Genomic DNA, 22,560 nt, shown 5'->3' with positions numbered 1-22,560 from the left:
GCACGCCGAGGGCGCCCGGGGAACCCCGGGCGCCCTCGATGGCCTTCCGGCCGGCCGTCAGCTCTTGCCCGGTGCCGCCTCGGCCTCGTCCTTCGCCTCCTCGGCGCCCGGCCCGGACTTCTCCTTGGCGGCAGCCTCCGTGCCGTCGGCAGGACCGTCGGAACCGGCGTCGCCATGGCTCTCGGGGCCGGCGTCGTCAGGGCCGTCGGAGCCGTCGCCGGAGTGGGCCGGGGTACCGGAGGCGCCCGGCTCGACCACGGCCTCCCGTCCCGGCCGCTTCTTCGACGACACGACGATGTACGTCACGGCCAGCAGGAAGACGACCAGCGCAGTCCAGTCGTTGAGGCGCAGGCCCAGGATGTGGTGGGCGTCGTCCACCCGCATGTACTCGATCCAGCCGCGGCCCACGCAGTAGGCGGCGACGTACAGGGCGAACGCCCGGCCATGGCCCAGCCTGAAGCGGCGGTCGGCCCAGATGACGAGGAAAGCGACGCCCACGCACCACAGGGACTCGTACAGGAAGGTCGGGTGGTAGTAGCCGGGCACCCGGCCGCCGTCGGAGGAGGTGATGTGCAGCGCCCAGGGGACGTGCGTCTCGCGCCCGTACAGCTCCTGGTTGAACCAGTTGCCCCAGCGGCCCATGGCCTGGGCGAGGGCGATGCCGGGCGCGACGGCGTCGGCGTACGCGGGCAGCGGGACGCCCCGGCGCCGGGCGCCGATCCACGCGCCGACCGCGCCGAGCGCGATGGCGCCCCAGATGCCCAGGCCGCCCTCCCACACCTTGAAGGCGTCCACCCAGTCACGGCCGTCGCTGAAGTACAGCTCGTAGTCCGTGATCACGTGGTAGAGCCGACCGCCGACCAGGCCGAACGGCACGGCCCATACCGCGATGTCGGCGACCGTGCCGGGCTGCCCGCCGCGGGCGACCCAGCGCCTGTTGCCGAGCCAGACGGCGATGAAGACGCCGATGATGATGCAGAAGGCGTAGCCGCGCAGCGGGATGGGGCCGAGATAGCGCACCCCGTGCGACGGGCTGGGAATGTAGGCAAGTTCCATGGCAGGTCCGACGCTACCGTGCCGGGCCGCGGAGACGGCAAGCGGACCGGCTACGGGTGCGTAACAGGGGCGTGCGGGACGCCTACCCCTTGCCGGCCTCCTCCACCATCTGCTTGAGCTTGGCCGGGGTCATCGTCCGGTCCTGGTAGATGTTCCTGCCGCCGAACAGGACCGTCGGCGTGCCGCCGTAGCCGCCGGCCTGGAACGCCTTGTGGGACTTGTCGACCCAGCTGTTGTGGGTGCCGTCCTTCACGCACTTGCGGAACGCCGGCGTGTCCAGGCCGTTGACCTTGCCGGCCAGCGCGATCAGCTTGGCGTCGTCGCCGAAGGCGTCGTCCGTCTCCTCGGGCTGGTTCGCGTACAGCACGTCGTGGTAGTCGCGGAACTTCCCGGCGTCCTGGGCGCAGGCCGCGGCGTTGGCCGCGCGCAGGGAGCCGCTGCCGCCGAGGTTGCCGTCGATCAGCCGGACCAGGTGGTAGTCGATCCTGAGCTTCCCGGAGTCGGCCAGCTCGTGGAGCGTCGGCCGGTACGCCGCCTCGAAGGCCCGGCAGGCCGGGCAGCGGAAGTCCTCCCAGACGGTGAGCGTCGACGGGGCGCCGTCCTTGCCGACCGGGATCGCGAGGCTGTCCCTGCCCTGCGCACCCGACGGCGCCACGACCGGGCCCGCCTTGCTGCTCTTCTTGTCCTTGCCGGCGTTCGCGGCGACGACGCCGATCACCGCCGCGAGACCGAGGACGCAGACGACACTGGCGCCGACGATCAGCGCACGCCGTCGCTTCTCCGCCGTCTTCTGCTTCTCGCGCTCGACCACCAGCCGCTCGCGGGCGGTGCGCTTTCCGTCACGGTTCTTCTCGCTCACACCCCCAGAACGAACCGGGGAGGCGCTGCGCGCCTCCCCGGGCCTGAGTCCACTCGTTCGAGTGACCGAGTGTTCTGATAGGGAAAGTGACCTGCGGTTACGCCTGTCCGCGCACGCCCTTGGCCAGGTCGCCGGCGAGCCGGCGGACCGCGTCGAGGCCGCTCGCGGGGTCGGGTGCGTCCAGCATCCGCTTGACGAACGCCGAGCCGACGATGACGCCGTCGGCGAAGCCGGCGACCTCGGCGGCCTGGGCCGCGTCGGAGACGCCGAGGCCCACGCAGACGGGGAGGCCGGTGCCGGTGGCGCGGGTGCGCTCGACCAGGTCCTGGGCCTGCGCGCCGACGGACTCGCGGGTGCCGGTGACGCCCATGAGCGAGGCGGCGTAGACGAAGCCGCTGCCCGCCGCGGTGATCCGGGCGAGGCGTTCGTCCTTGCTGCTGGGAGCGACGACGAAGACGGTGGCGAGACCGTGCTTGTCGGCGTGCTCCCGCCACAGCGCGGACTCCTGGACCGGCAGGTCGGGCAGGATGCAGCCCGCGCCGCCCGCTTCGGCCAGCTCGGCGGTGAAGCGCTCGACGCCGTAGCGGTCGATGGGGTTCCAGTACGTCATGACGAGCACGGGCTTGCCGGTGGCCCGGTGGGCCTCCCTGACCGTGCGCATGACGTCGGCGATCTTCACCCCGCCGCGCAGGGCGATGTCGTCGGCCGTCTGGATGACCGGGCCGTCGAGGACGGGGTCGCTGTGCGGCAGGCCGACCTCGACGACGTCGGCGCCGCCGTCGAACACGGCCTTGATCGCCTCGATGCCGCCGTCCACGGTCGGGAAGCCGGCCGGGAGGTAGGCGATGAGCGCGGACCGGCCCTCCGCCTTGGCGGCGGCCAGGGTGTCCGACAGCAGCTGGATGTTCCCGCTCACTTGGCGTCCCCCTCGATCTCGGCGGTGTCGGCTTCATTGGCGGCGACCTCGGCGTCGGTGTCGTAGAGGCCGAAGTAGCGGGCGGCGGTGTCCATGTCCTTGTCGCCGCGGCCGGACAGGTTGACGACGATCAGGCCGTCCCCGCCGAGCTCCCTGCCGACCTCCAGGGCGCCGGCGAGGGCGTGGGCGCTCTCGATGGCCGGGATGATGCCCTCGGTGCGTGACAGCAGGCGCAGGGCCTGCATCGCGGCGTCGTCGGTGACCGCACGGTACTCGCCGCGGCCGGAGTCCTTCAGGTAGGAGTGCTCGGGGCCGATGCCCGGGTAGTCCAGGCCGGCCGAGATGGAGTACGGCTCGGTGATCTGGCCCTCGTCGTCCTGGAGCACGTAGGACCGGGAGCCGTGCAGGATGCCGGGCTCGCCCGCGGTCAGGGTGGCCGCGTGCTCGCCGGTCTCGATGCCGTGCCCGGCCGGCTCGCAGCCGATGAGCCGGACGCCCTCGTCGGGGATGAAGGCGTGGAAGAGGCCGATGGCGTTGGAGCCGCCGCCGACGCAGGCGACGGCGGCGTCGGGCAGCCGGCCGGCGCGCTCCAGGAGCTGCCGCCGCGCCTCCACGCCGATGACCCGGTGGAAGTCGCGGACCATGGCCGGGAAGGGGTGCGGGCCGGCCACGGTACCGAACAGGTAGTGGGTGCGGTCGACGTTGGCGACCCAGTCGCGGAACGCCTCGTTGATGGCGTCCTTCAGGGTGCGGCTGCCGGACTTCACCGCGACGACCTCGGCGCCGAGCATGCGCATGCGGGCGACGTTGAGGGCCTGCCGCTGGGTGTCGATCTCACCCATGTAGATGGTGCAGTCGAGGCCGAAGAGCGCGCAGGCGGTGGCGGTGGCGACACCGTGCTGGCCGGCGCCGGTCTCGGCGATGACGCGCGTCTTGCCCATCCTCTTGGTGAGCAGGGCCTGGCCGAGCACGTTGTTGATCTTGTGGGAGCCGGTGTGGTTGAGGTCCTCGCGCTTGAGGAACACGCGGGCGCCACCGGCGTGTTCGGCGAACCTCGGCACCTCGGTGAGGGCGCTGGGCCGGCCGGTGTAGTGGACGAGGAGCTCATCGAGCTCGCGCGCGAACTCGGGGTCGGCCTTCGCCTTGTCGTACTCGACGGCGACCTCGTCCACGGCGGCGACGAGGGCCTCCGGGATGAACTTGCCGCCGAACGCGCCGAAGTAGCCCTCGGCGCTGGGCACCTGGCCGGTGGGGTCGGGGATGAAGAACTCGCTGGGCATACGGATACCTCGCAGGGGCTGGGCCCCGGGTTGCCGGACTTGGGGTACGAGTACGCGTGCGCTGCCTTCGGCGGTGATGTCCCACCCGGCCGCCCGCACCGTCGGCAGGGCCGGACAACGGCCCCTGCCACACCACGGCCCGAGCGGATGCCGAGCCGGACCCGGGCGGGTTCCCTGTCAGCCGACCGAGTCGGGTGGTGGGGGGCGAGGGGCGGGGGTCCAGGGGGCGAGGCCCCCTGGGGTGTCAGGGCAGACGGGGAGCGGGTGGGCCGGCGTTCACAGGGAGACTCGGCTCAGCTCACCGCAGGTGACGCGCACGCGACGTGACGCCATCGCATGCCGTTCACCTGCCCGGGTTCGTCGCCGATCACATAGCGGACCCGCCGCCCGTGCACCCGCCGCGCGGGGGCACGGCAGCCGCGGGGCCGGCAGCCGCGGGCGAGGCGGGCATAGGGGTCCCGCGTCGCCGGGGTGATCGGAAGCATCATCTCGAACAGCCTATCGGGGGGTCAGCCCCGCCCGTGCCGCAGAGCGGGGTGCTCGCCCGCCGCGACGAGGTCGGACACGGCGGCCTTGGGGTCGCGCCCGGTCACGAGGGACTCCCCGACCAGGACCGCGTCGGCGCCGGCGTTGGCGTAGGCGATCAGGTCGTGCGGCCCGCGCACCCCGGACTCGGCGACCTTGACGATGCCGTCCGGGATCTCCGGTGCCACCCGCTCGAAGGTGCCGCGGTCGACCTTCAGCGTCTTGAGGTTGCGCGCGTTGACGCCGATGACCCGGGCGCCCGCGTCCACGGCACGCTCGGCCTCCTCCTCGTCGTGCACCTCGACGAGCGGCGTGAGGCCGATGGAGACGGCCCGCTCGATCAGCGACTCCAGGGCCGGCTGGTCGAGGGCGGCGACGATCAGCAGCGCGAGGTCGGCGCCGTACGCCCGGGCCTCCCACAGCTGGTACGACGTGACGATGAAGTCCTTGCGCAGGATGGGGATGTCCACGCGGGAGCGGACGGCCTCCAGGTCGGCCAGCGAGCCGCCGAAACGGCGCTGCTCGGTGAGGACGGAGATGACGGCCGCGCCGCCCGCCTCGTAGTCCGCGGCCAGCCCCGCCGGATCGGCGATCGCGGCCAGCGCGCCCTTGGAGGGGCTGGAGCGCTTGACCTCGCAGATCACCTTGACGCCGTCGCCCCTGAGCGCGGCCACCCCGTCCTTGGCGGCGGGAGCCTTGGCCGCGCGCTCCTTGAGCTCGTCGAGGCTGACGCGTGCCTGCCGCTCCGCGAGGTCGGCACGGACTCCGTCGATGATCTCGTCGAGCACACTCACGCGAGCGGCCCCCTTCCGGACGGTGGTTCCTTCAGGTTCTGAAAACCTCTGGTCACTGCGATGGTATCCGCAGTAAAGCGGTGATCTCGCATCCGGTGGACAGCGGTCCCACGACCTGGACAAACCGCCCGCTCGGCCGCGGAAGCCGGTCAGGGACGGAGCCAACCGCCGAACGGGAGGTTGCGGGCCACGGTGAAGAGCAGGAGCAGGACGCCGATCAGCCACAGGTGGGCCGGCCGGGGGTCGAGCCGCACCGGCCGGCCGCGCAGCGCGCACACCGCGCGCACGGTCCACAGCACCGCGAGACCCGCACCGGCGGCCACGCCCGCCGCGTTGTCGTGCAGCGCGGTGAGGAGGTCGCCGTGGGCGAGGGCGTGCGCGCCGCGCAGTCCGCCGCAACCGGGGCAGTACAGGCCGGTGAGCCGGTACAGGGGGCAGACGGGGTAGTGGCCCGGCTCGTTCGGGTCGACGGCGGCGACGTAGGCGAAGGCGCCGGCGACGGCCGTGAACAGTCCGGCGGGGACGGCGAGGCGCCGCCACACCGGGGCGGGCGGGACGCGGGGCGGAGCCTGGGACGGCACCGGAGGCCGGGCCGTGCGACTGTCGGCGTTCACGGCGGCATTCTGCCCCGCGGCGGCGGCACGCGCGCGGGGAGCGTCCGGCCGGGCGGCGGGCCCGGACCCTACCCCGGTACGCGGCGAGGGGCGGCCCGGCGTCCTCGCGGACGCCGGACCACCCCTCGCGGGAAGCCTTCGGGGCTCAGCCCTCGGCGCCGGCCGGCTCGCGGGTCGCGGCGGGGGCCTTGCGCGGCACGGCGCGCTCCTGCTTCGGCTGGCCGAGGCCCATCGCGCGCATGGCCATGCCCACGACACCACCGAGGAGCACGATCACCATGCCCGCCCAGAAGCCGAGCGGCTGGGCCATCACCATGAAGGCGCCCGCGACGCAGAAACCGATGAAGGCGATGATGACACCGGTCCAGGCGGCCGGGGTGTGGCCGTGGCTGCTGCCCGCCATGACTTGCTCCTCGTTGCTGTGTACGTGTCGTACTACGGGTCCGTACGGTTGCGAGCGTGCCCGTCACTGTCCGAGCCGGAACCGTCCGAGCCGGACGCTCACCGTCCATTGTCCCGTACGCGCGCGCCCGCCGGACGCGGGGGTGGCGTCTGTTGCGCCACATCCGCGGGCGGCGGCGTCCGGGTCAGGCCCCGGTCGGGTCCTCGCCGCGGTCCAGGGCCTTCCACATCTCCTCGGGACGCTCCGGGTCGACCGGCCGGGACCTGCGGCGCGGGCGGTCGGCGCCGCGTTCGTAGCGGCCGGACATGGCGGGCCACAGGCTGCCGTAGCGCAGGGCGAGCAGGCCGGCGAGCAGGATCAGGGCGCCGCCGGCGACCGCGACGTAGGGCCAGCCGGTGTGGGTGAGCGCGCCGACCGTGGCGGAGGTGTCGCCGCTGGCCTGTGCGGCCTTCTCGTCCAGGACGGAGCCGTCGGAGGCGGCCACGAGGGCGGCGGCCACGACGCCGACCCCGGAGAGCGCGAGCAGGCCGGCGACGAGCAGGCGGCCGGCCCTGCGGACGGCGAAGACGGCGACGAGCGCGGCGAGGCCGACTATGGCGAGGGCCGCGGGGACGCCGGTGACGTCGCTGCCCTTCGCGGTCAGCGGGAAGCCGCCGCCGGCGACCGTCGCGGTGCCCTGCGCCCAGCGCTGCCGGGTCGCGAGCAGTGTCACGGCCGCGCCGAGGGCGCCGCACAGGAGGGCCACGGCGAGGCTCCGCCGGCCGGACCGGGCGGGTGCGGCGGCTTCGGAACGGGGATGGGGTACGGCAGTCACGTACTCCACTATCGCCTGAACCCCGGGCGAACGGTCACCCGGGGTTCGTATGAGAAGCGCCCCACTCGGTGTTCCGTCACGCGTCCCGGCGGGCCAGCCGGTTGGCCGTGTGCACCGCCCGCAGCACCGCCGCCGCCTTGTTGCGGCACTCCTGGTCCTCCGCCGCGGGGTCGGAGTCGGCGACGACGCCGGCGCCGGCCTGGACGTAGGCGGTGCCGTCCCGCAGCAGCGCGGTGCGGATGGCGATCGCGGTGTCGGAGTCGCCGGCGAAGTCCAGGTAGCCGACGCAGCCGCCGTACAGGCCGCGCCGGGACGGCTCCAGCTCGTCGATGATCTGCATGGCGCGCGGCTTGGGCGCGCCGGAGAGGGTGCCCGCCGGGAAGCAGGCGGTGAGCACGTCGAAGGCCGTGCGGCCCGCGGCGACCCTGCCGGTGACGGTGGAGACGATGTGCATCACGTGCGAGTACCGCTCGACGGACATGAAGTCGACGACCTCGACCGAGCCGGGCTCGCAGACCCGGCCGAGGTCGTTGCGGCCGAGGTCGACCAGCATCAGGTGCTCGGCGCGCTCCTTGGGGTCGGCGAGCAGTTCGTCGGCGAGGGCCTGGTCCTCCCGCGGGGTGGCCCCGCGGTGCCGGGTGCCCGCGATGGGGTGGACCATCGCGCGTCCGTCCTCGACCTTGACGAGTGCCTCGGGGGAGGATCCGACGACGTCGAACGCGCCGTTCTCGCCGTCGGGGAACCGGAACAGGTACATGTACGGCGAGGGGTTGGTGGCCCTGAGCACCCGGTAGACGTCCAGGGCGCTCGCCGTGCAGGGGGTCTCGAAGCGCTGGGAGGGCACGACCTGGAAGGCCTCGCCGGCGCGGATGCGCTCCTTGATGTCCTCCACGGCCCGCTGGAAGTCCGGCCCGCCCCACAGCGCGCTGTACTCGGGCAGCTCGGAGGGCGGCAGGACGGCCGGGGGCTGGGCCACCGCGCGCGTGAGGTCGGCCTCCATGGCGTCCAGCCGGGCCACGGCGTCGGCATAGGCCTCGTCCACGCCGGTGTCGAGGTCGTTGTGGTTGATCGCGTTGGCGATCAGCAGGACCGAGCCCTCCCAGTGGTCCATGACCGCGAGGTCGCTGGTCAGGAGCATGGTCAGTTCAGGGAGCCGCAGATCGTCCCGTTCGCCGGGGCCGATCCGCTCCAGACGGCGGACGATGTCGTAGCCGAGGTAGCCGACCATGCCGCCGGTGAAGGGCGGCAGGCCCTCCTGGTGGGGGGTGTGCAGGGCCTGGATCGTGGCGCGCAGGGCCTGGAGCGGGTCGCCGTCGGCGGGGACGCCGACCGGCGGGGTGCCGAGCCAGTGGGCCTGGCCGTCGCGGGCGGTCAGCGTGGCCGCGGAGCGGACGCCCACGAAGGAGTACCGGGACCACGAGCGGCCGTTCTCCGCAGACTCCAGCAGGAAGGTGCCGGGGCGTTCGGCGGCGAGCTTGCGGTAGAGCGCGACCGGGGTGTCGCCGTCGGCGAGGAGCTTGCGGGTGACCGGGATGACGCGCCGGTCGGCGGCGAGCTTGCGGAAGGTGTCCAGGTCCATGGCCGCCGGCCTCACTGGTCCGAGCCGGTCGCGCCGGGGCCGGCGTCCTTGACCAGCACGTCCTCGTCGAAGCAGGTGCGGGCGCCGGTGTGGCAGGCGGCGCCCACCTGGTCGACCTTGACGAGCACCGTGTCCGCGTCGCAGTCCAGCGCGACCGACCTCACCCACTGGAAGTGTCCGGAGGTGTCGCCCTTGACCCAGTACTCCCGGCGGCTGCGCGACCAGTAGGTGCAGCGGCCGGTGGTCAGGGTCCGGTGCAGTGCCTCGTCGTCCATCCAGCCGAGCATGAGCACCTCGCCGGTGTCGTACTGCTGGGCGATGGCGGGGAGGAGGCCGTCGGCGCTGCGCTTGAGGCGGGCGGCGATCTCCGGGTCGAGGCTGCTGGGCCGGGGTGTTCCGGTCGTGCTGGTCATGGGTGCCATTGTGCCGCGCCGCACCGGCGGTGGCGGCCGTGTCCACCGGTCGGACGGCGGTGGCGGCCGTGCGGCGGGCCCCGGTGGGCACGGCCGGTGACCGGTCGTAGGCTGACTGCATGTCGACCTTCGCCAAGCGTGAACGGCTTCTGCTCGCCGACCTCTTGGAAACCGTCGGTCCCGACGCCGAGACCCTCTGCGAGGGCTGGCGGACCAGGGACCTGGCGGCGCACGTGATCGTGCGCGAGCGCCGCCCGGACGCGGCGGGAGGCGCGCTGGTCAAGCAGTTGGCGCCGCGCTTGGAGAAGGTGATGGCCGAGTACGCCGCGAGGCCGTACGAGGAGCTGATCCGGCTGATCCGTACCGGCCCGCCGCGTTTCTCGCCGTTCCAGCTCAAGCAGATAGACGAGGCCGCCAACATCGTCGAGTTCTACGTCCACACCGAGGACGTCCGCCGTGCCCAGCCGGACTGGGCCCCGCGGGAGCTGGACCCGGTGTTCCAGGACGCGCTGTGGTCCCGGCTGGAGCGCACCGCGCGGCTGGTGGGCCGGGGGGTGCCGACGGGTGTGGTGCTGCGCCGCCCGGACGGGCAGACGGTGGTGGCGCACCGGGGCACCCCGGTGGTGACGGCGACCGGGGAGCCGTCGGAACTGCTGATGTTCGCGTACGGCCGGCAGAACGCGGCCGAGGTGGAGCTGGACGGCGACGCGGACGCGATCGACAGGCTGCACGAGTCCCGGCAACTGGGCTTCTGAGAGGGCGCGCCCCATGATCAAGGTGGCGATGACCAGTGTGTTCGTGGAGGACGTGGCGCGGGCGCACGCCTTCTACACGGACGTCCTCGGTTTCGAGACCCGCCTGCACATGGATCTGGGGGACGGCACGCTGTTCGTCACGGTCGGGGCCCCGCAGGGGGCCCAGCCGGATCTCCAGCTGCTGCTGGAGCCCGGCCAGGGGCCCATCGCCGATCCCTACCGCAGGGCGCTGTACGAGGCGGGGATCCCGTGCATCGTCTTCTCGGTGGAGGATCTGCCGGCGGAGTACGAGCGGCTGCGCGGCCTGGGCGTCCGCTTCACGCACGCCCCGCGGGAGCAGGGGCCGGTGCTCGCGGCGGTGTTCGACGACACGGTGGGCAATCTGGTGCAGCTGATTCAGCCGTAGGGGTGAGGCGCCGTCAGGCGGGGAGTTCCGCACGGCGCAGGCCGGGGACGGCGAGGGTGACGACCCCGCCGAGGCCGCAGACGGCCGCGCTGACCACGTAGACGGGGCCGAGACCGAAGACGCCGATCGCGGCGGCCGCGAACGGCATGCTCAGCGGCGCGAGGCCGAGACTGACCAGACCGGAGACGGCGGTGACCCGGCCGAGGTAGGCCGGGTCGGCCTGGGTCTGCAGCAGGGCCCCGCACAGGGCGCCGCTGAGGCCGGCGAGCAGGCCCACGAGCAGCGCCACGCCGGCGGCGGCGAGGAGGGCGGGGGCGAAGGCGAGGGCGCCGATGGCCACGGAGCCCACGACGCACGCGCAGCCGGTGACCAGTCCCGCGCGGGGCACCCGGCCGCGCACGGCCAGCAGCAGCGAGGCGGCGCCCGCGCCGGCCCCGAACGCGGCGAGGACCCAGCCCATCCCGGCGGCGCCCCAGCCACGCCGTTCGGCGAGCAGGGTCAGGCCCACGTTCAGCGGGCCGACGAATCCGAGGTCGCCGAGGGCGATGACCAGCATCAGCGGGCCGAGGACCCGGTGGCGGCGGATGTAGCGCAGGCCGGCTTTGAGGTCGGCGAGGGGGGTGCCGCGCGGGGCGTCCGCCGGGTCGGCGGGCAGGTTCCGCAGGCGCACCGAGACCAGCAGCGGCACGGACACGGCGATCAGCAGACCCGCCAGCGCGAAGGCGGTGGGGGATCCGCCGGCCGCCACGCCGAGTCCGCCGAGCGGGGCGCCGGCGACGTTCGCGAACCGGATGGCGAGGCCGCGCATGCCCTGGACGCGGGCCAGTTGGCCCTGGTGGGTGATCCGGGCGGGGAGGGCGCCCACGGCGGGCATGAAGACGGCGTCGACGGTGCCGAAGACCAGTGCGAGCAGGGCGAGCGCCCACAGCCCGGGGCTGGTGAGGAAGAGCAGCGCTGCCACGGCGAGGACGGCGGCGCAGCGCACGGCGTCGCTGCCGATGACGACGCGGCGCGGGCCGAGCCGGTCGGTGAGCACTCCCCCGCCGAGCATCAGCACGGCCCTCGGCACCGCGCTGACGGACATCACGACGCCGGCCTGCGCGGGAGTGCCGGACTGGACGGCGGTCCACGACAGGGCGATGTAGTAGACGCTGTCACCGAGCATCGAGGAGGTGTAGGCGCCGAGCCAGCGCAGGACGTTGGGGTCGCGGTGGGCGGGGCGGTCGAGAGGGAGCGGCGCCTCGGGTATGACGGTGGCGGTCACGGAGGTGTCCTCTCAGACACGGAAGGGGAAGGCGTACGTGTGCAGCGCCACGTGTTCGCGCGCCGTGGTGTCACCGGCGGCCTCGCGGGCCCGCCTCTGCTCGTCGTAGCGATTGAGCAGGTCCTGCATGTCCTTCTTCAGTGCGGCCAGTTCACCGGCGGTGAGCCGCAGCAGGCTCTCGGAGTCGTACGCCGCCTCGTTCCACTCCGGACCCCAGTGGGCGCGCTCGTCGAGGTACCTGCGGTACATCTCGTTGCGCTGTTCCAGGAACATCCGCGAGGCCGCCAGGTGGGCGGCGACCTTCTCGGGGGCGTCACGGAAGTCCTCGTCCCGGATGGCGACGCCCTCGGAGGCCGGCTGCCACCAGCGCTCCCGCGCGTCCGCGCTGCGCGGCTCCGCCTCCTCCACCAGGCCGTGCTCGGCCAGCTTGCGCAGGTGGTAGCTGACCAGGGAGACGGCCTCGTCGACCTGTTCGGCCAGTTGTGAGGCGGTGGCGGCCCCGGCGACGAACAGCAGTCGGTAGAGCTGCATGCGCAGGGGGTGGGCCAACGCTTTGAGCGTGCCCATGTCAGTGATCTGCCGCTGTTCCTTGCTTGCCATGCTCACGACCCTAAATACGAAAGAAAGTTTGCGCAACAGATATTGCGCAACTTCTCTTTCGTATCTGCCCATGAGAGAGCCCCGGCCACCCACCGGACGACCGGGGCCAGGGCTCAGCGCGGTGTCACCGCACCGGGTGCCCCGCGTCCCGCAGCGCCTGCTTCACCTCGCCGATGCGCAGGTCGCCGAAGTGGAACACCGACGCCGCCAGTACGGCGTCCGCGCCCGCGCCGACGGCCGGCGGGAAGTCGGCCAGCTTGCCGGCGCCGCCGGAGGCGATCACGGGCACGGTCACGTGCTTGCGGACGGCGGCGATCATCTCCAGGTCGTAGCCGTCCTTCGTGCCGTCCGCGTCCATGGAGTTCAGCAGGATCTCCCCGGCGCCCAGCTCGGCGGCCCGGTGCGCCCACTCCACGGCGTCGATCCCGGTGCCGCGCCGCCCGCCGTGGGTGGTGACCTCGAAGGCGCCCTCGGCGGTGCGCCGCGCGTCCACCGAGAGCACCAGCACCTGCCGCCCGAACCGCTCGGCGATCTCGCGGATCAGGTCGGGGCGGGCGATGGCCGCGGTGTTCACGCCCACCTTGTCGGCGCCGGCCCGCAGCAGCCTGTCCACGTCCTCGGCCGTGCGGACGCCGCCGCCGACGGTCAGCGGGATGAACACCTGCTCGGCGGTGCGGCGCACCACGTCGTACGTCGTCTCCCGGTCGCCCGAGGAGGCGGTGATGTCCAGGAACGTCAGCTCGTCGGCGCCCTCGGCGTCGTACACCTTGGCCATCTCGACCGGGTCGCCCGCGTCGCGCAGGTTCTGGAAGTTGACGCCCTTGACGACCCGTCCGTTGTCCACGTCCAGGCAGGGGATGACTCGGACCGCCAGGGTCATGAGGTCACGGCTCCTTAGGGGGCCTGCCGGCCCCTGAATGCTTCTAGTTCCACTTCGACCAGGATGCGCGGGTCGACGAAGCCCTCGACGACCAGCAGCGTCGAGACCGGCCGCACCGCGTCGAACAGCTCCTTGTGGGCGCGCCCTACGGCGTCCACGTCCCGCACGTGGGTGAGGTACATCCGGGTCAGGAGCACCGACTCGGGTCCGAGCCCGAACTCCGCGATCGCCTCCAGCGCGCCGGTGAAGGCGACCTTCGCCTGTTCGTAGGGGTCACCCTCCCCGTACAGCACGGTGCCCTTGAAGGACGTCGTCCCGGCGACCAGTACCCGGTCGCCCGCCGCGACGGCACGTGCGAATCCGAAACTCTCTTCCCAGGGACTTCCGCTCTGCACGCGCCGCACGGCTTGGGACGTCATGACACCGCATCCTTATTTCAAGACGTGGCCGCCAGGGCCTCTTCCAGGGTGAACGCCTTCGCGTACAGGGCCTTCCCCACGATGGAGCCCTCGACACCGAGGGGCACCAGCTGGGCGATGGCACGCAGGTCGTCCAGGGACGACACGCCGCCGGAGGCCACGACCGGGCGGTCGGTGGCCGCGCAGACGTTCTTCAGCAGCTCCAGGTTGGGGCCCTGGAGGGTGCCGTCCTTGGCGATGTCGGTGACGACGTAGCGGGCGCAGCCCTCCTTGTTCAGGCGCTCCAGCGTCTCGTAGAGGTCGCCGCCGTCGCGGGTCCAGCCGCGGCCGCGCAGGGTCGTGCCGCGCACGTCCAGGCCGACGGCGATCTTGTCGCCGTGCTCGGCGATGACCTTGGCGACCCACTCGGGGGTCTCCAGGGCGGCGGTGCCGAGGTTGACGCGGGTGCAGCCGGTGGCGAGGGCCGCGGCGAGGGTGTCGTCGTCGCGGATGCCACCGGACAGCTCGACCTTGATGTCCATGGCCTTCGCGACCTCGGCGATCAGCGCGCGGTTGTCACCCGTGCCGAAGGCGGCGTCCAGGTCGACCAGGTGCAGCCACTCGGCGCCGGAGCGCTGCCAGGCGAGGGCGGCCTCCAGCGGGGAGCCGTAGGAGGTCTCGGTCCCGGACTCGCCGTGCACGAGGCGTACGGCCTGGCCGTCGCGGACGTCGACGGCGGGGAGGAGTTCGAGCTTGGCCATGGTCTACAGGGTTCCGATCCAGTTGGTGAGGAGCTGGGAGCCGGCGTCGCCGGACTTCTCGGGGTGGAACTGGGTGGCCCACAGGGCGCCGTTCTCCACGGCCGCCACGAAGGGCCTGCCGTGGGTGGACCAGGTGACCTTGGGAGCCTCGATCACCGGGTTGTTCGTCTCCAGGGCCCAGTCGTGGACGGCGTAGGAGTGCACGAAGTAGAAGCGGGCGTCCGCGTCGAGGCCGGCGAACAGCTGGGAGCCGGCCGGGGCGTCCACGGTGTTCCAGCCCATGTGGGGCACGACGTCGGCCTGGAGCGGCTCGACGGTGCCGGGCCACTCGTCCAGGCCCTCGGCCTGGACGCCGTGCTCGATGCCGCGCGCGAACAGGATCTGCATGCCGACGCAGATGCCCATGACCGGGCGTCCGCCGGACAGCCGGCGGTCGACGACCCAGTCACCGCGGGCGGCCCGCAGGCCCTGCATACAGGCGGCGAAGGCGCCGACGCCCGGCACCAGAAGGCCGTCGGCGTTCATCGCCCGGTCGAAGTCGCGGGTGATCTCGACGTCGGCGCCCACGCGCGCGAGGGCCCGCTCGGCGGACCGGACGTTGCCGAAGCCGTAGTCGAAGACGACGACCTTCTTGCCGCTCAACTCCACACCTCCAGCCGGATGACGCCCGCGACCAGACACATCGCGGCACCGATCGAGAGCAGCACGATCAGGCTGGTGGGCATCTTCTGCTTGACGAAGGAGATGATGCCGCCGACGAGGAAGAGGCCGACGACGATCAGGACGGTGGACAGACCGTTCATGGGTTTACAGCGCGCCCTTCGTCGAGGGGAGGATGCCGGCCGCGCGCGGGTCGCGCTCGGAGGCGTAGCGCAGCGCCCGGGCCAGCGCCTTGAACTGGCACTCCACGATGTGGTGCGCGTTGCGCCCGTAGGGCACGTGCACGTGCAGCGCGATCTGCGCCTGGGCCACGAACGACTCCAGGATGTGCCGGGTCATCGTGGTGTCGTACTCGCCGATCATCGGCGCCATCTTCTCGGGCTCGGTGTGCACGAGGTAGGGGCGGCCGGAGAGGTCGACGGTGACCTGGGCGAGGGACTCGTCCAGCGGAACCGTGCAGTTGCCGAAGCGGTAGATGCCCACCTTGTCGCCGAGGGCCTGCCGGAAGGCGGCGCCGAGCGCGAGGGCGGTGTCCTCGATGGTGTGGTGGGAGTCGATGTGCAGGTCGCCGTCGGTCTTCACGGTCAGGTCGAACAGACCGTGCCGGCCGAGCTGGTCGAGCATGTGGTCGTAGAAGCCGACGCCGGTGGCGATGTCGGTCCGCCCGGTGCCGTCGAGGTCTATCTCGACCAGGACCGAGGTCTCCTTGGTGGTGCGCTCCACGCGTCCTACGCGGCTCATGCCTGGGACTCCTTCTTCAACTCACGGACCGCGTCGAGGAACGCGTCGTTCTCTTCGGGGGTGCCGGCGGACACCCGCAGCCACCCCGGTACGCCGTTGTCCCGGACCAGGACGCCCCGGTCGAGGATCTTCCGCCAGGCCTCGTGGGCGCTGTCGAACCGGCCGAACTGCACGAAGTTGGCGTCGGACTCGACGACCTCGTAGCCGGTCGCGCGCAGCTCGGCGACCAGCCGGTCGCGCTCGGCCTTCAGCTGCTCGACGTAGCCCAGCAGCGTGTCGGTGTGCTCCAGCGCGGCCAGGGCGGTCGCCTGGGTGATCGCCGACAGGTGGTACGGCAGCCGGACGAGCTGCACGGCGTCCACGACCGCCGGGTCGGCGGCGAGGTAGCCGAGGCGCAGTCCCGCGGCGCCGAACGCCTTGGACATCGTCCGGGAGACGACCAGGTGCGGGCGGCCCTCGAGCAGCGGGAGCAGCGACTCGCCGTGGCTGAACTCGATGTAGGCCTCGTCCACGACCACCATGGACGGCTTGGCGGCCTGGGCCGCCTCGTACAGCGCGAGGACCGTCCCGGGCGGTACCGCGTTGCCGGTGGGGTTGTTGGGGGTGGTGACGAAGACGACGTCCGGCCTGTGCTCGGCGATGGCCCGCTCGGCGGCGGCGAGGTCGATCGCGAAGTCCTCGCCCCGCGGACCGGAGATCCAGCCCGTCCCGGTGCCGCGCGCGATGAGGGCGTGCATCGAGTACGACGGCTCGAAGCCGATGGCGGTGCGGCCCGGACCGCCGAAGGTCTGCAGCAGCTGCTGGATGACCTCGTTGGAGCCGTTCGCGGCCCACACGTTCTCGACGCCGAGCGGGTACTTACCGGTCTTCGTCAGGTATCTGGCCAGCTCGGTGCGCAGCTGCACCGCGTCCCGGTCGGGGTAGCGGTTCAGGTCGCGGGCGGCCTCCCGCACCCGCTCCGCGATCCGCTCGACCAGCGGCTCGGGCAGCGGGTAGGGGTTCTCGTTGGTGTTCAGCCGTACGGGGACGTCCAGCTGGGGCGCGCCGTAGGGGGACTTGCCTCGCAGCTCGTCCCGCACGGGGAGATCGTCGATGCCGGTCACTTGCTCTCGGGTACCTTCCAGCCGAACCTGGCCTTGATCGCCGCGCCGTGCGCGGGCAGGTCCTCCGCCTCCGCCAGCGTCACCACGTGGTGGGCGACCTCGGCCAGCGCGTCCTTCGTGTAGTCGACGATGTGGATGCCGCGCAGGAACGACTGCACCGACAGGCCGGAGGAGTGGCAGGCGCAGCCGCCGGTGGGCAGGACGTGGTTGGACCCGGCCGCGTAGTCGCCGAGCGAGACGGGGGCCCAGGGGCCGATGAAGATCGCGCCGGCGTTCCTGACGCGGTCGGCGACCGCGGCGGCGTCGGCGGTCTGGATCTCCAGGTGCTCGGCGCCGTAGGCGTCGACCACCTTCAGGCCCTCCTCGACGCCGTCGACGAGGACGATCGCGGACTGCCTGCCCTTGAGCGCGGGCACGATCCGGTCGTCGATGTGCCGGGTGGCCGCGACCTGCGGCTCCAGCTCCTTCTCCACCGCGTCCGCCAGCTCGACGGAGTCGGTGACCAGTACGGCCGCCGCGAGCGGGTCGTGCTCGGCCTGGCTGATCAGGTCGGAGGCCACGTGCACGGGGTCGGCCGTGGAGTCCGCGAGGATCGCGATCTCGGTCGGGCCGGCCTCCGCGTCGATGCCGATCTTGCCGGTGAAGTAGCGCTTGGCCGCGGCGACCCAGATGTTGCCGGGGCCGGTGACCATGTTGGCGGGCGGGCAGGACTCGGTGCCGTGGGCGAACATCGCGACGGCGGTGGCGCCGCCGGCCGCGTAGACCTCGTCCACGCCGAGCAGCGCGCAGGCCGCGAGGATCGTCGGGTGCGGCAGCCCGTCGAACTCGGCCTGGGCCGGGGAGGCGAGCGCGATCGACTCGACGCCGGCCTCCTGGGCCGGGACCACGTTCATGATCACGGACGACGGGTAGACCGAGCGGCCGCCCGGCGCGTACAGCCCGACGCGCTCGACCGGCACCCACTTCTCGGTCACGGAGCCGCCGGGCACCACCTGCGTCGTGTGCGTCGTACGGCGCTGTTCGCGGTGGACCAGGCGCGCACGGCGGATGGACTCCTCCAGGGCGGCGCGCACCGCCGGGTCGAGGCCTTCGAGGGCGTCGGTGAGCGCCCGGGCCGGGACACGGACGGATTCCAGCCGTACTCCGTCGAACTTCTCGGCGAAGTCGATCAGCGCCGCATCGCCCCGATGATGCACGGCCTCGCAGATCGGACGCACCTTCTCCAGGGCGGCCGAGACGTCGAAGTCGGCTCGGGGCAGCAGGTCGCGCAGGGCGGGGCCCTCGGGAAGGGCGTCGCCGCGCAGATCGATTCGGGAAATCACAGTGCCAATTCTCTCAGACCGGCGCCGTGGGCCGTGGCCGCGTATCAATGGCTGATACAGAACGTGGGCCAAAGGCTGGTACATAGGGTGGCCGGAACCCGGAAGATCGACTTCACCGGTTGTGTTCGGGGCGTCACGCACCGGGCATGAACGCCAGTACGACACAGGTGACACATATGGGGTTGGAACGGGCGAGGGAGAAGGAAGAGCGGTGACCGAGGGGACCGGCGACCGCGCCGGGGACCTGCCGGAGGACCTGACCGCGGCCGAGGCGGGCATGTGGCAGGCCTTCCGCGACGGCAGCGTGTACGACCTGGGCAGCGGGGACTCCGTCGTGGACGATCCGCACGGCGGCCATCCCTGGGGGCCGGAGCGCAGCGTGCGGGCGCGCGTCGTCTGCTGGCTTCTGCTGGACGGCCCGCCCGCCCTCGCTGGCCGGGTGTCCGCGCTGAAGCTCGCCGGTGTGCGGATCACCGGCACGCTGGACCTGTCGGGCGGCACGGTCACGCCGTACGTCGAACTGCGCGGCTGCCGGTTCGACGACGAGGTGCGGCTGCCGGAGGCCCGGTTCACCACCGTGCGCATGGTGGACTGCTCGGTGCCGCGGCTGGAGGCGGCCCGGGTGCACACCGAGGGCGACCTGCACCTGCCACGCTGCCGCTTCCAGTACGGGGTGCGGCTGACCGACGCGCAGATCGGCACCGACCTGCTGCTCAACCAGGTGATCGCGTACCGGGACCGCAGCGGCCGGTCGATCTCGGCGGACGGCATGAGCGTCGGCCAGGACCTGCAGGCGGAACTGCTGGAGTCGCACGGCGAGCTGAGCCTGCGCGGCGCCAAGGTCGGTGTCTCGCTCAGCCTGCGCGGCGCGAAACTCACCAACCCCTACTCCCGGCACGCCCTGAACGCGCCGCAGCTGACGGTCGAACGCACCTTGTACCTGACCCCGGCCGGCGTGGGCAGCGCGCTGCTGAGCGGCACGACGCCGGCGCGCGGGACGCGGATCCAGCGCTTCGAGTGCCGGGGCGGGGTGCGCCTGGACGACGGCCGGTTCGGGGACGCCGTCGACCTGGAGCGGGCGCGCTTCGTCTTCACCGACGACCAGGAGCTGTCGCTGCGCCGGGTGCAGACACCGGAGCTGCGCTTCCTCGGGGACCGGCCGCAGCGCGGCAGGGTGGTGCTGTCCGGAGCGCGGATCGTGACCCTGGTGGACCACGCGGGCAGCTGGCCCGGCCCCGGCAGCCTCCACATGGGCGGGTTCACCTACGAGAACCTGGTCCCGCGCGGTCCGTTCCCGCTGGGCCGGCGGCTGGACTGGGTGGCGGCGGCCACCGCCGAGTACGCCCCGGAGCCGTACGAGCGGCTCGCGGCGGTGCTGCGCGCGGCCGGGGAGGACGAGGACGCCCGCGAGGTGCTGCTCGCCAAGCAGCGCCGGCGTCGCGAGACCCTGCCGCTGGCCGGGAAGCTCTGGGGCTACGCGCAGGACTGGACGGTGGCCTACGGCTACCGGCCGGGCCGGGCCGCGGTGTGGATGGCGGTGCTGTGGGCGGCGGGCACGCTCGCGTTCGCGCACGCGGACCATCCGCCGGTGAACCACGACGGCCATCCGTCCTGGAGCCCGGCGCTGTTCACCCTGGACCTGCTGCTGCCGGTGATCGACCTGGGCCAGGCCGGCCAGTGGCAGCTGCGCGGCGGCTGGCAGTGGCTGGCGGCGGCGCTGATCCTGCTCGGCTGGATCCTGGCGACCACGGTGGCGGCGGGGGCGACCCGGCTCCTGCGGCGCGGCTGACCGGCCACGACGGCTCCTATGTCGCGGCTGACCGGCTACGACGGCTCCTGCGTCGCGGCCGACCGGCCGCACAGCGGGCTCCCGCCGGCCGCACGTCACCTTTTACCCGTCCTTGACCGTCGGCCGTACAACCTTCCGTGACTTGTCCCGGCCCTCTGGCGCAGTCCCGACCTGCGGTCTTTCAATGGTCGACACCATGGCTCTGCTGCCCTCGTTCATCCGCCCCACCCGGATGACCAAACGCGCCACGCGACCGGCCGGCCGACCGGCGGCCGGGGACGATGCCGTGCTCGACGCGCCCGACGACCGCCTCTCCCCCGCGCTGGTCGCGGCCGCCCGCGGCGAGTACGCCGCCGCGGCCGAGCTGCTGGCCGCCACCCGCGCCGCGGGCGCGTGGGAGGAGCGCGACCGGTACGTGCGGCGCCTCGCCGCCTTCGCCCACTCGCGTCCCGAATGGTTCGAGAAGTGGCGCCTCGCCGCCCCGGACGACCCCGGCGTCCTGCTCCTCGGCGCTCAGCTGGCGGTCGACCGCGTCTGGTCGTCGCCCGCCCGCGCGGAGCTGCTGCGCGAGGTGAGCCCGCTCATCACCGCCGCCGCCCGGGCCGACGACCGCGATCCGGTGCCCTGGCGGATCGCGCTGGACCATGCCCGCGGCTCCCGGGCCGGGCACCGGTACTTCGAGGAGCTGTGGGAGGCGGCGGTCCGGCGCGCCCCGCACCACTACGGCTGCCACGTGGCCGCCCTGCAGTACCTGGCCACCTTCTGGCACGGGTCCCACCGCGAGTGCTTCGACTTCGCCGACCGGGCCGCGCAGGACGCCCCGGCCGACTCGCTCGTGCAGGCGCTGCCGGCCCGCGCGGCCTTCGGCTACCTGACCGACGGCTGCGGCCCCGTGCTGCCCCGCGCGCTGCTGGAGGGGGCGGCGGACCGGGCGGCCGAGCTCTCCGCCCGGCTCCCGGCGGCCGACCCGTGGCCCGCCGGGGTCCGCAACAAGCTCCTGTACGTCCTCGTGCGGCTCGGCCGCTGGGAGGACGCCCGCGGCCAGGTGCGCCTGATCGGGCCGTACGCCACGTCCTTCCCCTGGGAGCGGTTCTCGGACGACCCCCTCGGCCATTTCCTGCGCCTGCGCGAACACCTGCTGACGGCCGGTCCCCGGCCCGTCCCGGCCACGCTGATACCGGCGCCCGGGAACGCCGCCGGCGGGCACCGCGGGCACGGCCGCGCCGGGGACCACTAGGCTGGGGCGCCGTGACCACCGCCCGTCTCCCGCTCTTCCCGCTGAACACGGTGCTGTTCCCGGGGCTCGTGCTGCCGCTGAACGTCTTCGAGGAGCGTTACCGCGCCATGATGCGCGAGTTGCTGAAGTCCCCCGAGGACGAACCGCGCCGGTTCGCCGTCGTGGCCATCCGCGACGGCCACGAGGTGGCGCCGAGCGCCCCGGGCATGCCGGACACCACGGCGCGGCCCGAGCGCGGCCCGGCGGCGGGCTTCGGCCCCGACCCCCTCAAGGCCTTCCACGGGGTGGGCTGTGTGGCGGACGCGGCGACCGTCAGGGAACGGGCCGACGGCACGTTCGAGGTGCTGGCGACCGGCACGACCCGGGTGCGGCTGCTGTCCGTGGACGCCTCGGGGCCGTTCCTGACGGCGGAGCTGGAGGAACTGCCGGAGGAGCCCGGCGACGAGGCCGGCGCGCTGGCCGAGGGGGTGCTGCGTTCCTTCCGCCAGTACCAGAAGCGCCTGGCGGGCGCCCGTGAGCGCTCGCTGTCCACCGGCGCCGAGCTGCCGGACGACCCGGGCGTGGTGTCGTACCTGGTGGCGGCGGCGATGGTGCACGACACCCCGACCAAGCAGCGGCTGCTCCAGGCCCCGGACACCGCGTCGCGGCTGCGGGACGAGCTGAAGCTGCTGCGGTCCGAGACGGCCTTCATCCGCAGCCTGCCGTCGCTGCCCGCGTTCGAACTGACGCGAGCGCCCACGAGCCTGAACTGAGGAAGCCCGGTCGATGGCGAAGAAGTCCAAGAAGCAGCAGCAGTCCGGGGGCACGCCGGCCACGGTGGCCCTGACGGCGGCGGGCGTGGAGTTCACGGTCCACGCCTACGACCACGACCCGTCCCACCCCTCCTACGGCGAGGAGGCGGCGCAGGCGATGGGCGTCTCCCCCGACCGGGTCTTCAAGACCCTGGTGGCGGACGTGGACGGCGCCCTGGTCGTCGGTGTGGTACCGGTGGCCGGGTCCCTGGACCTGAAGGCCCTCGCGGCGGCGGTCGGCGGCAAGCGGGCCGCCATGGCCGACCCGGCCCTCGCCGAACGCACCACCGGCTACGTACGCGGCGGCATCTCCCCGCTCGGCCAGCGCAAGAGGCTCCCCACGGTCCTGGACGACTCCGCGCAGGCCCATCCGACGATCTGCGTGTCGGCGGGCCGCCGGGGCCTGGAGGTCGAACTGGCACCGACCGACCTGGCCAAGCTGACCCAGGCACTGCTGGCGCCCATCGGCCGGGTCTGACGGCCTGAGCGCCGCCCGGCGGGGGCCCCGGCCCGCGACCGAGCGGGCGCCGCCCGGAGTGACGCGGAGTGGGGCGGACCGCTCGCGGACGGAGCCGGCCGGACGCGAAGCCGGAGCGCGTG

General features: G+C 73.1%; 27 protein-coding genes. 6 read left to right on the top strand and 21 right to left on the bottom strand.

The window, feature by feature from the left end; genetic code table 11:
* Positions 1 to 57 precede the first annotated feature (57 nt).
* The 11 genes from lgt to hisI all read right to left on the bottom strand — a co-directional run bounded on the left by lgt (position 58) and on the right by hisI (position 9,253).
* A complete protein-coding gene (gene lgt / locus IE177_RS25320) occupies positions 58 to 1,056 on the bottom strand; it encodes a prolipoprotein diacylglyceryl transferase (protein WP_190017727.1) in 999 nt (332 codons plus the stop codon).
* A gap of 82 nt (positions 1,057 to 1,138) precedes the next feature.
* Positions 1,139 to 1,915 carry a DsbA family protein gene (locus IE177_RS25315; RefSeq protein ID WP_190017726.1) on the bottom strand — a complete coding sequence of 259 codons (777 nt, stop codon included), beginning with the start codon at positions 1,913 to 1,915 and terminating at the stop codon, positions 1,139 to 1,141.
* 97 nt (positions 1,916 to 2,012) lie between these two features.
* Positions 2,013 to 2,831 carry a tryptophan synthase subunit alpha gene (trpA, locus tag IE177_RS25310; RefSeq protein ID WP_190017725.1) on the bottom strand — a complete coding sequence of 273 codons (819 nt, stop codon included), beginning with the start codon at positions 2,829 to 2,831 and terminating at the stop codon, positions 2,013 to 2,015.
* Positions 2,828 to 4,111, bottom strand: a complete 1,284-nt coding sequence (trpB, locus tag IE177_RS25305) for a tryptophan synthase subunit beta (protein ID WP_190017724.1) — start codon at positions 4,109 to 4,111, stop codon at positions 2,828 to 2,830. The genes trpA and trpB overlap by 4 nt, the downstream gene beginning before the upstream one ends.
* A gap of 293 nt (positions 4,112 to 4,404) precedes the next feature.
* Entirely contained in the window at positions 4,405 to 4,599 is a 195-nt protein-coding gene (trpM, locus tag IE177_RS35845) for a tryptophan biosynthesis modulator TrpM (RefSeq protein WP_373305172.1), read from the bottom strand.
* Positions 4,600 to 4,620: 21 nt separating this feature from the next.
* On the bottom strand, positions 4,621 to 5,430 hold the full coding sequence (gene trpC, locus IE177_RS25300; RefSeq protein ID WP_190017723.1) for an indole-3-glycerol phosphate synthase TrpC: 810 nt from the start codon (positions 5,428 to 5,430) through the stop codon (positions 4,621 to 4,623).
* Between the two features lie 149 nt (positions 5,431 to 5,579).
* Positions 5,580 to 6,011, bottom strand: a complete 432-nt coding sequence (locus tag IE177_RS25295) for a DUF2752 domain-containing protein (protein WP_229816266.1) — start codon at positions 6,009 to 6,011, stop codon at positions 5,580 to 5,582.
* 178 nt (positions 6,012 to 6,189) lie between these two features.
* Positions 6,190 to 6,447, bottom strand: a complete 258-nt coding sequence (locus IE177_RS25290; protein ID WP_190017721.1) for an HGxxPAAW family protein — start codon at positions 6,445 to 6,447, stop codon at positions 6,190 to 6,192.
* 184 nt (positions 6,448 to 6,631) lie between these two features.
* Positions 6,632 to 7,270 (bottom strand): TIGR02234 family membrane protein, encoded by a 639-nt coding sequence (locus IE177_RS25285; protein WP_190017720.1) that lies wholly within the window; start codon positions 7,268 to 7,270, stop codon positions 6,632 to 6,634.
* A gap of 67 nt (positions 7,271 to 7,337) precedes the next feature.
* A complete protein-coding gene (locus tag IE177_RS25280) occupies positions 7,338 to 8,840 on the bottom strand; it encodes an anthranilate synthase component I (RefSeq protein WP_190017719.1) in 1,503 nt (500 codons plus the stop codon).
* An 11-nt stretch (positions 8,841 to 8,851) separates the two neighbouring features.
* Positions 8,852 to 9,253, bottom strand: coding sequence for a phosphoribosyl-AMP cyclohydrolase (gene hisI, locus IE177_RS25275; protein WP_190017718.1), 402 nt, complete (start codon positions 9,251 to 9,253; stop codon positions 8,852 to 8,854).
* Positions 9,254 to 9,372: 119 nt separating this feature from the next.
* On the opposite strand from hisI, the gene IE177_RS25270 reads away from it, so the two are divergent.
* Together IE177_RS25270 and IE177_RS25265 are read left to right on the top strand one after the other, a co-directional pair.
* Positions 9,373 to 10,008: a TIGR03085 family metal-binding protein gene (locus tag IE177_RS25270; RefSeq protein WP_190017717.1), complete on the top strand. Its 636-nt coding sequence runs from the start codon at positions 9,373 to 9,375 to the stop codon at positions 10,006 to 10,008.
* A gap of 13 nt (positions 10,009 to 10,021) precedes the next feature.
* On the top strand, positions 10,022 to 10,414 hold the full coding sequence (locus IE177_RS25265) for a VOC family protein (protein WP_190017716.1): 393 nt from the start codon (positions 10,022 to 10,024) through the stop codon (positions 10,412 to 10,414).
* Positions 10,415 to 10,427: 13 nt separating this feature from the next.
* On the opposite strand, the gene IE177_RS25260 is transcribed toward IE177_RS25265, so the two are convergent.
* The 10 genes from IE177_RS25260 to hisD form a co-directional block, all read right to left on the bottom strand.
* Positions 10,428 to 11,678 carry an MFS transporter gene (locus IE177_RS25260; protein ID WP_190017715.1) on the bottom strand — a complete coding sequence of 417 codons (1,251 nt, stop codon included), beginning with the start codon at positions 11,676 to 11,678 and terminating at the stop codon, positions 10,428 to 10,430.
* A 12-nt stretch (positions 11,679 to 11,690) separates the two neighbouring features.
* Entirely contained in the window at positions 11,691 to 12,278 is a 588-nt protein-coding gene (locus IE177_RS25255) for an ArsR/SmtB family transcription factor (RefSeq protein ID WP_190017714.1), read from the bottom strand.
* Between the two features lie 124 nt (positions 12,279 to 12,402).
* Positions 12,403 to 13,158 carry an imidazole glycerol phosphate synthase subunit HisF gene (hisF, locus tag IE177_RS25250; RefSeq protein ID WP_190017713.1) on the bottom strand — a complete coding sequence of 252 codons (756 nt, stop codon included), beginning with the start codon at positions 13,156 to 13,158 and terminating at the stop codon, positions 12,403 to 12,405.
* 14 nt (positions 13,159 to 13,172) lie between these two features.
* Positions 13,173 to 13,577, bottom strand: a complete 405-nt coding sequence (locus IE177_RS25245) for a RidA family protein (protein WP_190017712.1) — start codon at positions 13,575 to 13,577, stop codon at positions 13,173 to 13,175.
* A 17-nt stretch (positions 13,578 to 13,594) separates the two neighbouring features.
* A complete protein-coding gene (gene priA, locus IE177_RS25240) occupies positions 13,595 to 14,317 on the bottom strand; it encodes a bifunctional 1-(5-phosphoribosyl)-5-((5-phosphoribosylamino)methylideneamino)imidazole-4-carboxamide isomerase/phosphoribosylanthranilate isomerase PriA (protein ID WP_190017711.1) in 723 nt (240 codons plus the stop codon).
* A 3-nt stretch (positions 14,318 to 14,320) separates the two neighbouring features.
* Positions 14,321 to 14,965, bottom strand: coding sequence for an imidazole glycerol phosphate synthase subunit HisH (hisH, locus tag IE177_RS25235; RefSeq protein ID WP_190017710.1), 645 nt, complete (start codon positions 14,963 to 14,965; stop codon positions 14,321 to 14,323).
* Entirely contained in the window at positions 14,956 to 15,120 is a 165-nt protein-coding gene (locus tag IE177_RS25230) for a CG2302 family histidine operon protein (RefSeq protein ID WP_190017709.1), read from the bottom strand. The genes hisH and IE177_RS25230 overlap by 10 nt, the downstream gene beginning before the upstream one ends.
* Positions 15,121 to 15,124: 4 nt before the next feature.
* A complete protein-coding gene (hisB, locus tag IE177_RS25225; protein ID WP_190017708.1) occupies positions 15,125 to 15,718 on the bottom strand; it encodes an imidazoleglycerol-phosphate dehydratase HisB in 594 nt (197 codons plus the stop codon).
* Positions 15,715 to 16,821 (bottom strand): histidinol-phosphate transaminase, encoded by a 1,107-nt coding sequence (locus IE177_RS25220; protein WP_190017707.1) that lies wholly within the window; start codon positions 16,819 to 16,821, stop codon positions 15,715 to 15,717. Before IE177_RS25220 ends, hisB begins: the two co-directional genes overlap by 4 nt.
* Complete coding sequence (gene hisD, locus IE177_RS25215) at positions 16,818 to 18,143, bottom strand: histidinol dehydrogenase (protein WP_190017706.1); 1,326 nt, start codon at positions 18,141 to 18,143, stop codon at positions 16,818 to 16,820. The genes IE177_RS25220 and hisD overlap by 4 nt, the downstream gene beginning before the upstream one ends.
* Positions 18,144 to 18,354: 211 nt before the next feature.
* Between hisD and IE177_RS25210 the strand changes: the two genes are divergently transcribed.
* The 4 genes from IE177_RS25210 (at position 18,355) to ybaK (ending at position 22,438) form a co-directional block, all read left to right on the top strand.
* Positions 18,355 to 19,932 (top strand): oxidoreductase, encoded by a 1,578-nt coding sequence (locus IE177_RS25210; protein ID WP_190017705.1) that lies wholly within the window; start codon positions 18,355 to 18,357, stop codon positions 19,930 to 19,932.
* A 184-nt stretch (positions 19,933 to 20,116) separates the two neighbouring features.
* Positions 20,117 to 21,169: a hypothetical protein gene (locus IE177_RS25205; RefSeq protein ID WP_229816261.1), complete on the top strand. Its 1,053-nt coding sequence runs from the start codon at positions 20,117 to 20,119 to the stop codon at positions 21,167 to 21,169.
* An 11-nt stretch (positions 21,170 to 21,180) separates the two neighbouring features.
* Positions 21,181 to 21,921: an LON peptidase substrate-binding domain-containing protein gene (locus IE177_RS25200; protein WP_190017703.1), complete on the top strand. Its 741-nt coding sequence runs from the start codon at positions 21,181 to 21,183 to the stop codon at positions 21,919 to 21,921.
* A 13-nt stretch (positions 21,922 to 21,934) separates the two neighbouring features.
* The gene (ybaK, locus tag IE177_RS25195; RefSeq protein WP_190017702.1) at positions 21,935 to 22,438 is read left to right on the top strand and encodes a Cys-tRNA(Pro) deacylase; all 504 of its coding nucleotides are present in this window, start codon (positions 21,935 to 21,937) and stop codon (positions 22,436 to 22,438) included.
* Positions 22,439 to 22,560: the final 122 nt, after the last annotated feature.

Origin of the sequence: Streptomyces lucensis JCM 4490 (assembly GCF_014650035.1) — a bacterium.
Lineage (GTDB): Bacteria > Actinomycetota > Actinomycetes > Streptomycetales > Streptomycetaceae > Streptomyces > Streptomyces lucensis.
Note: the sequence above shows the minus strand (reverse complement) of the source record. Positions and strands in the feature narration are given on the sequence as shown.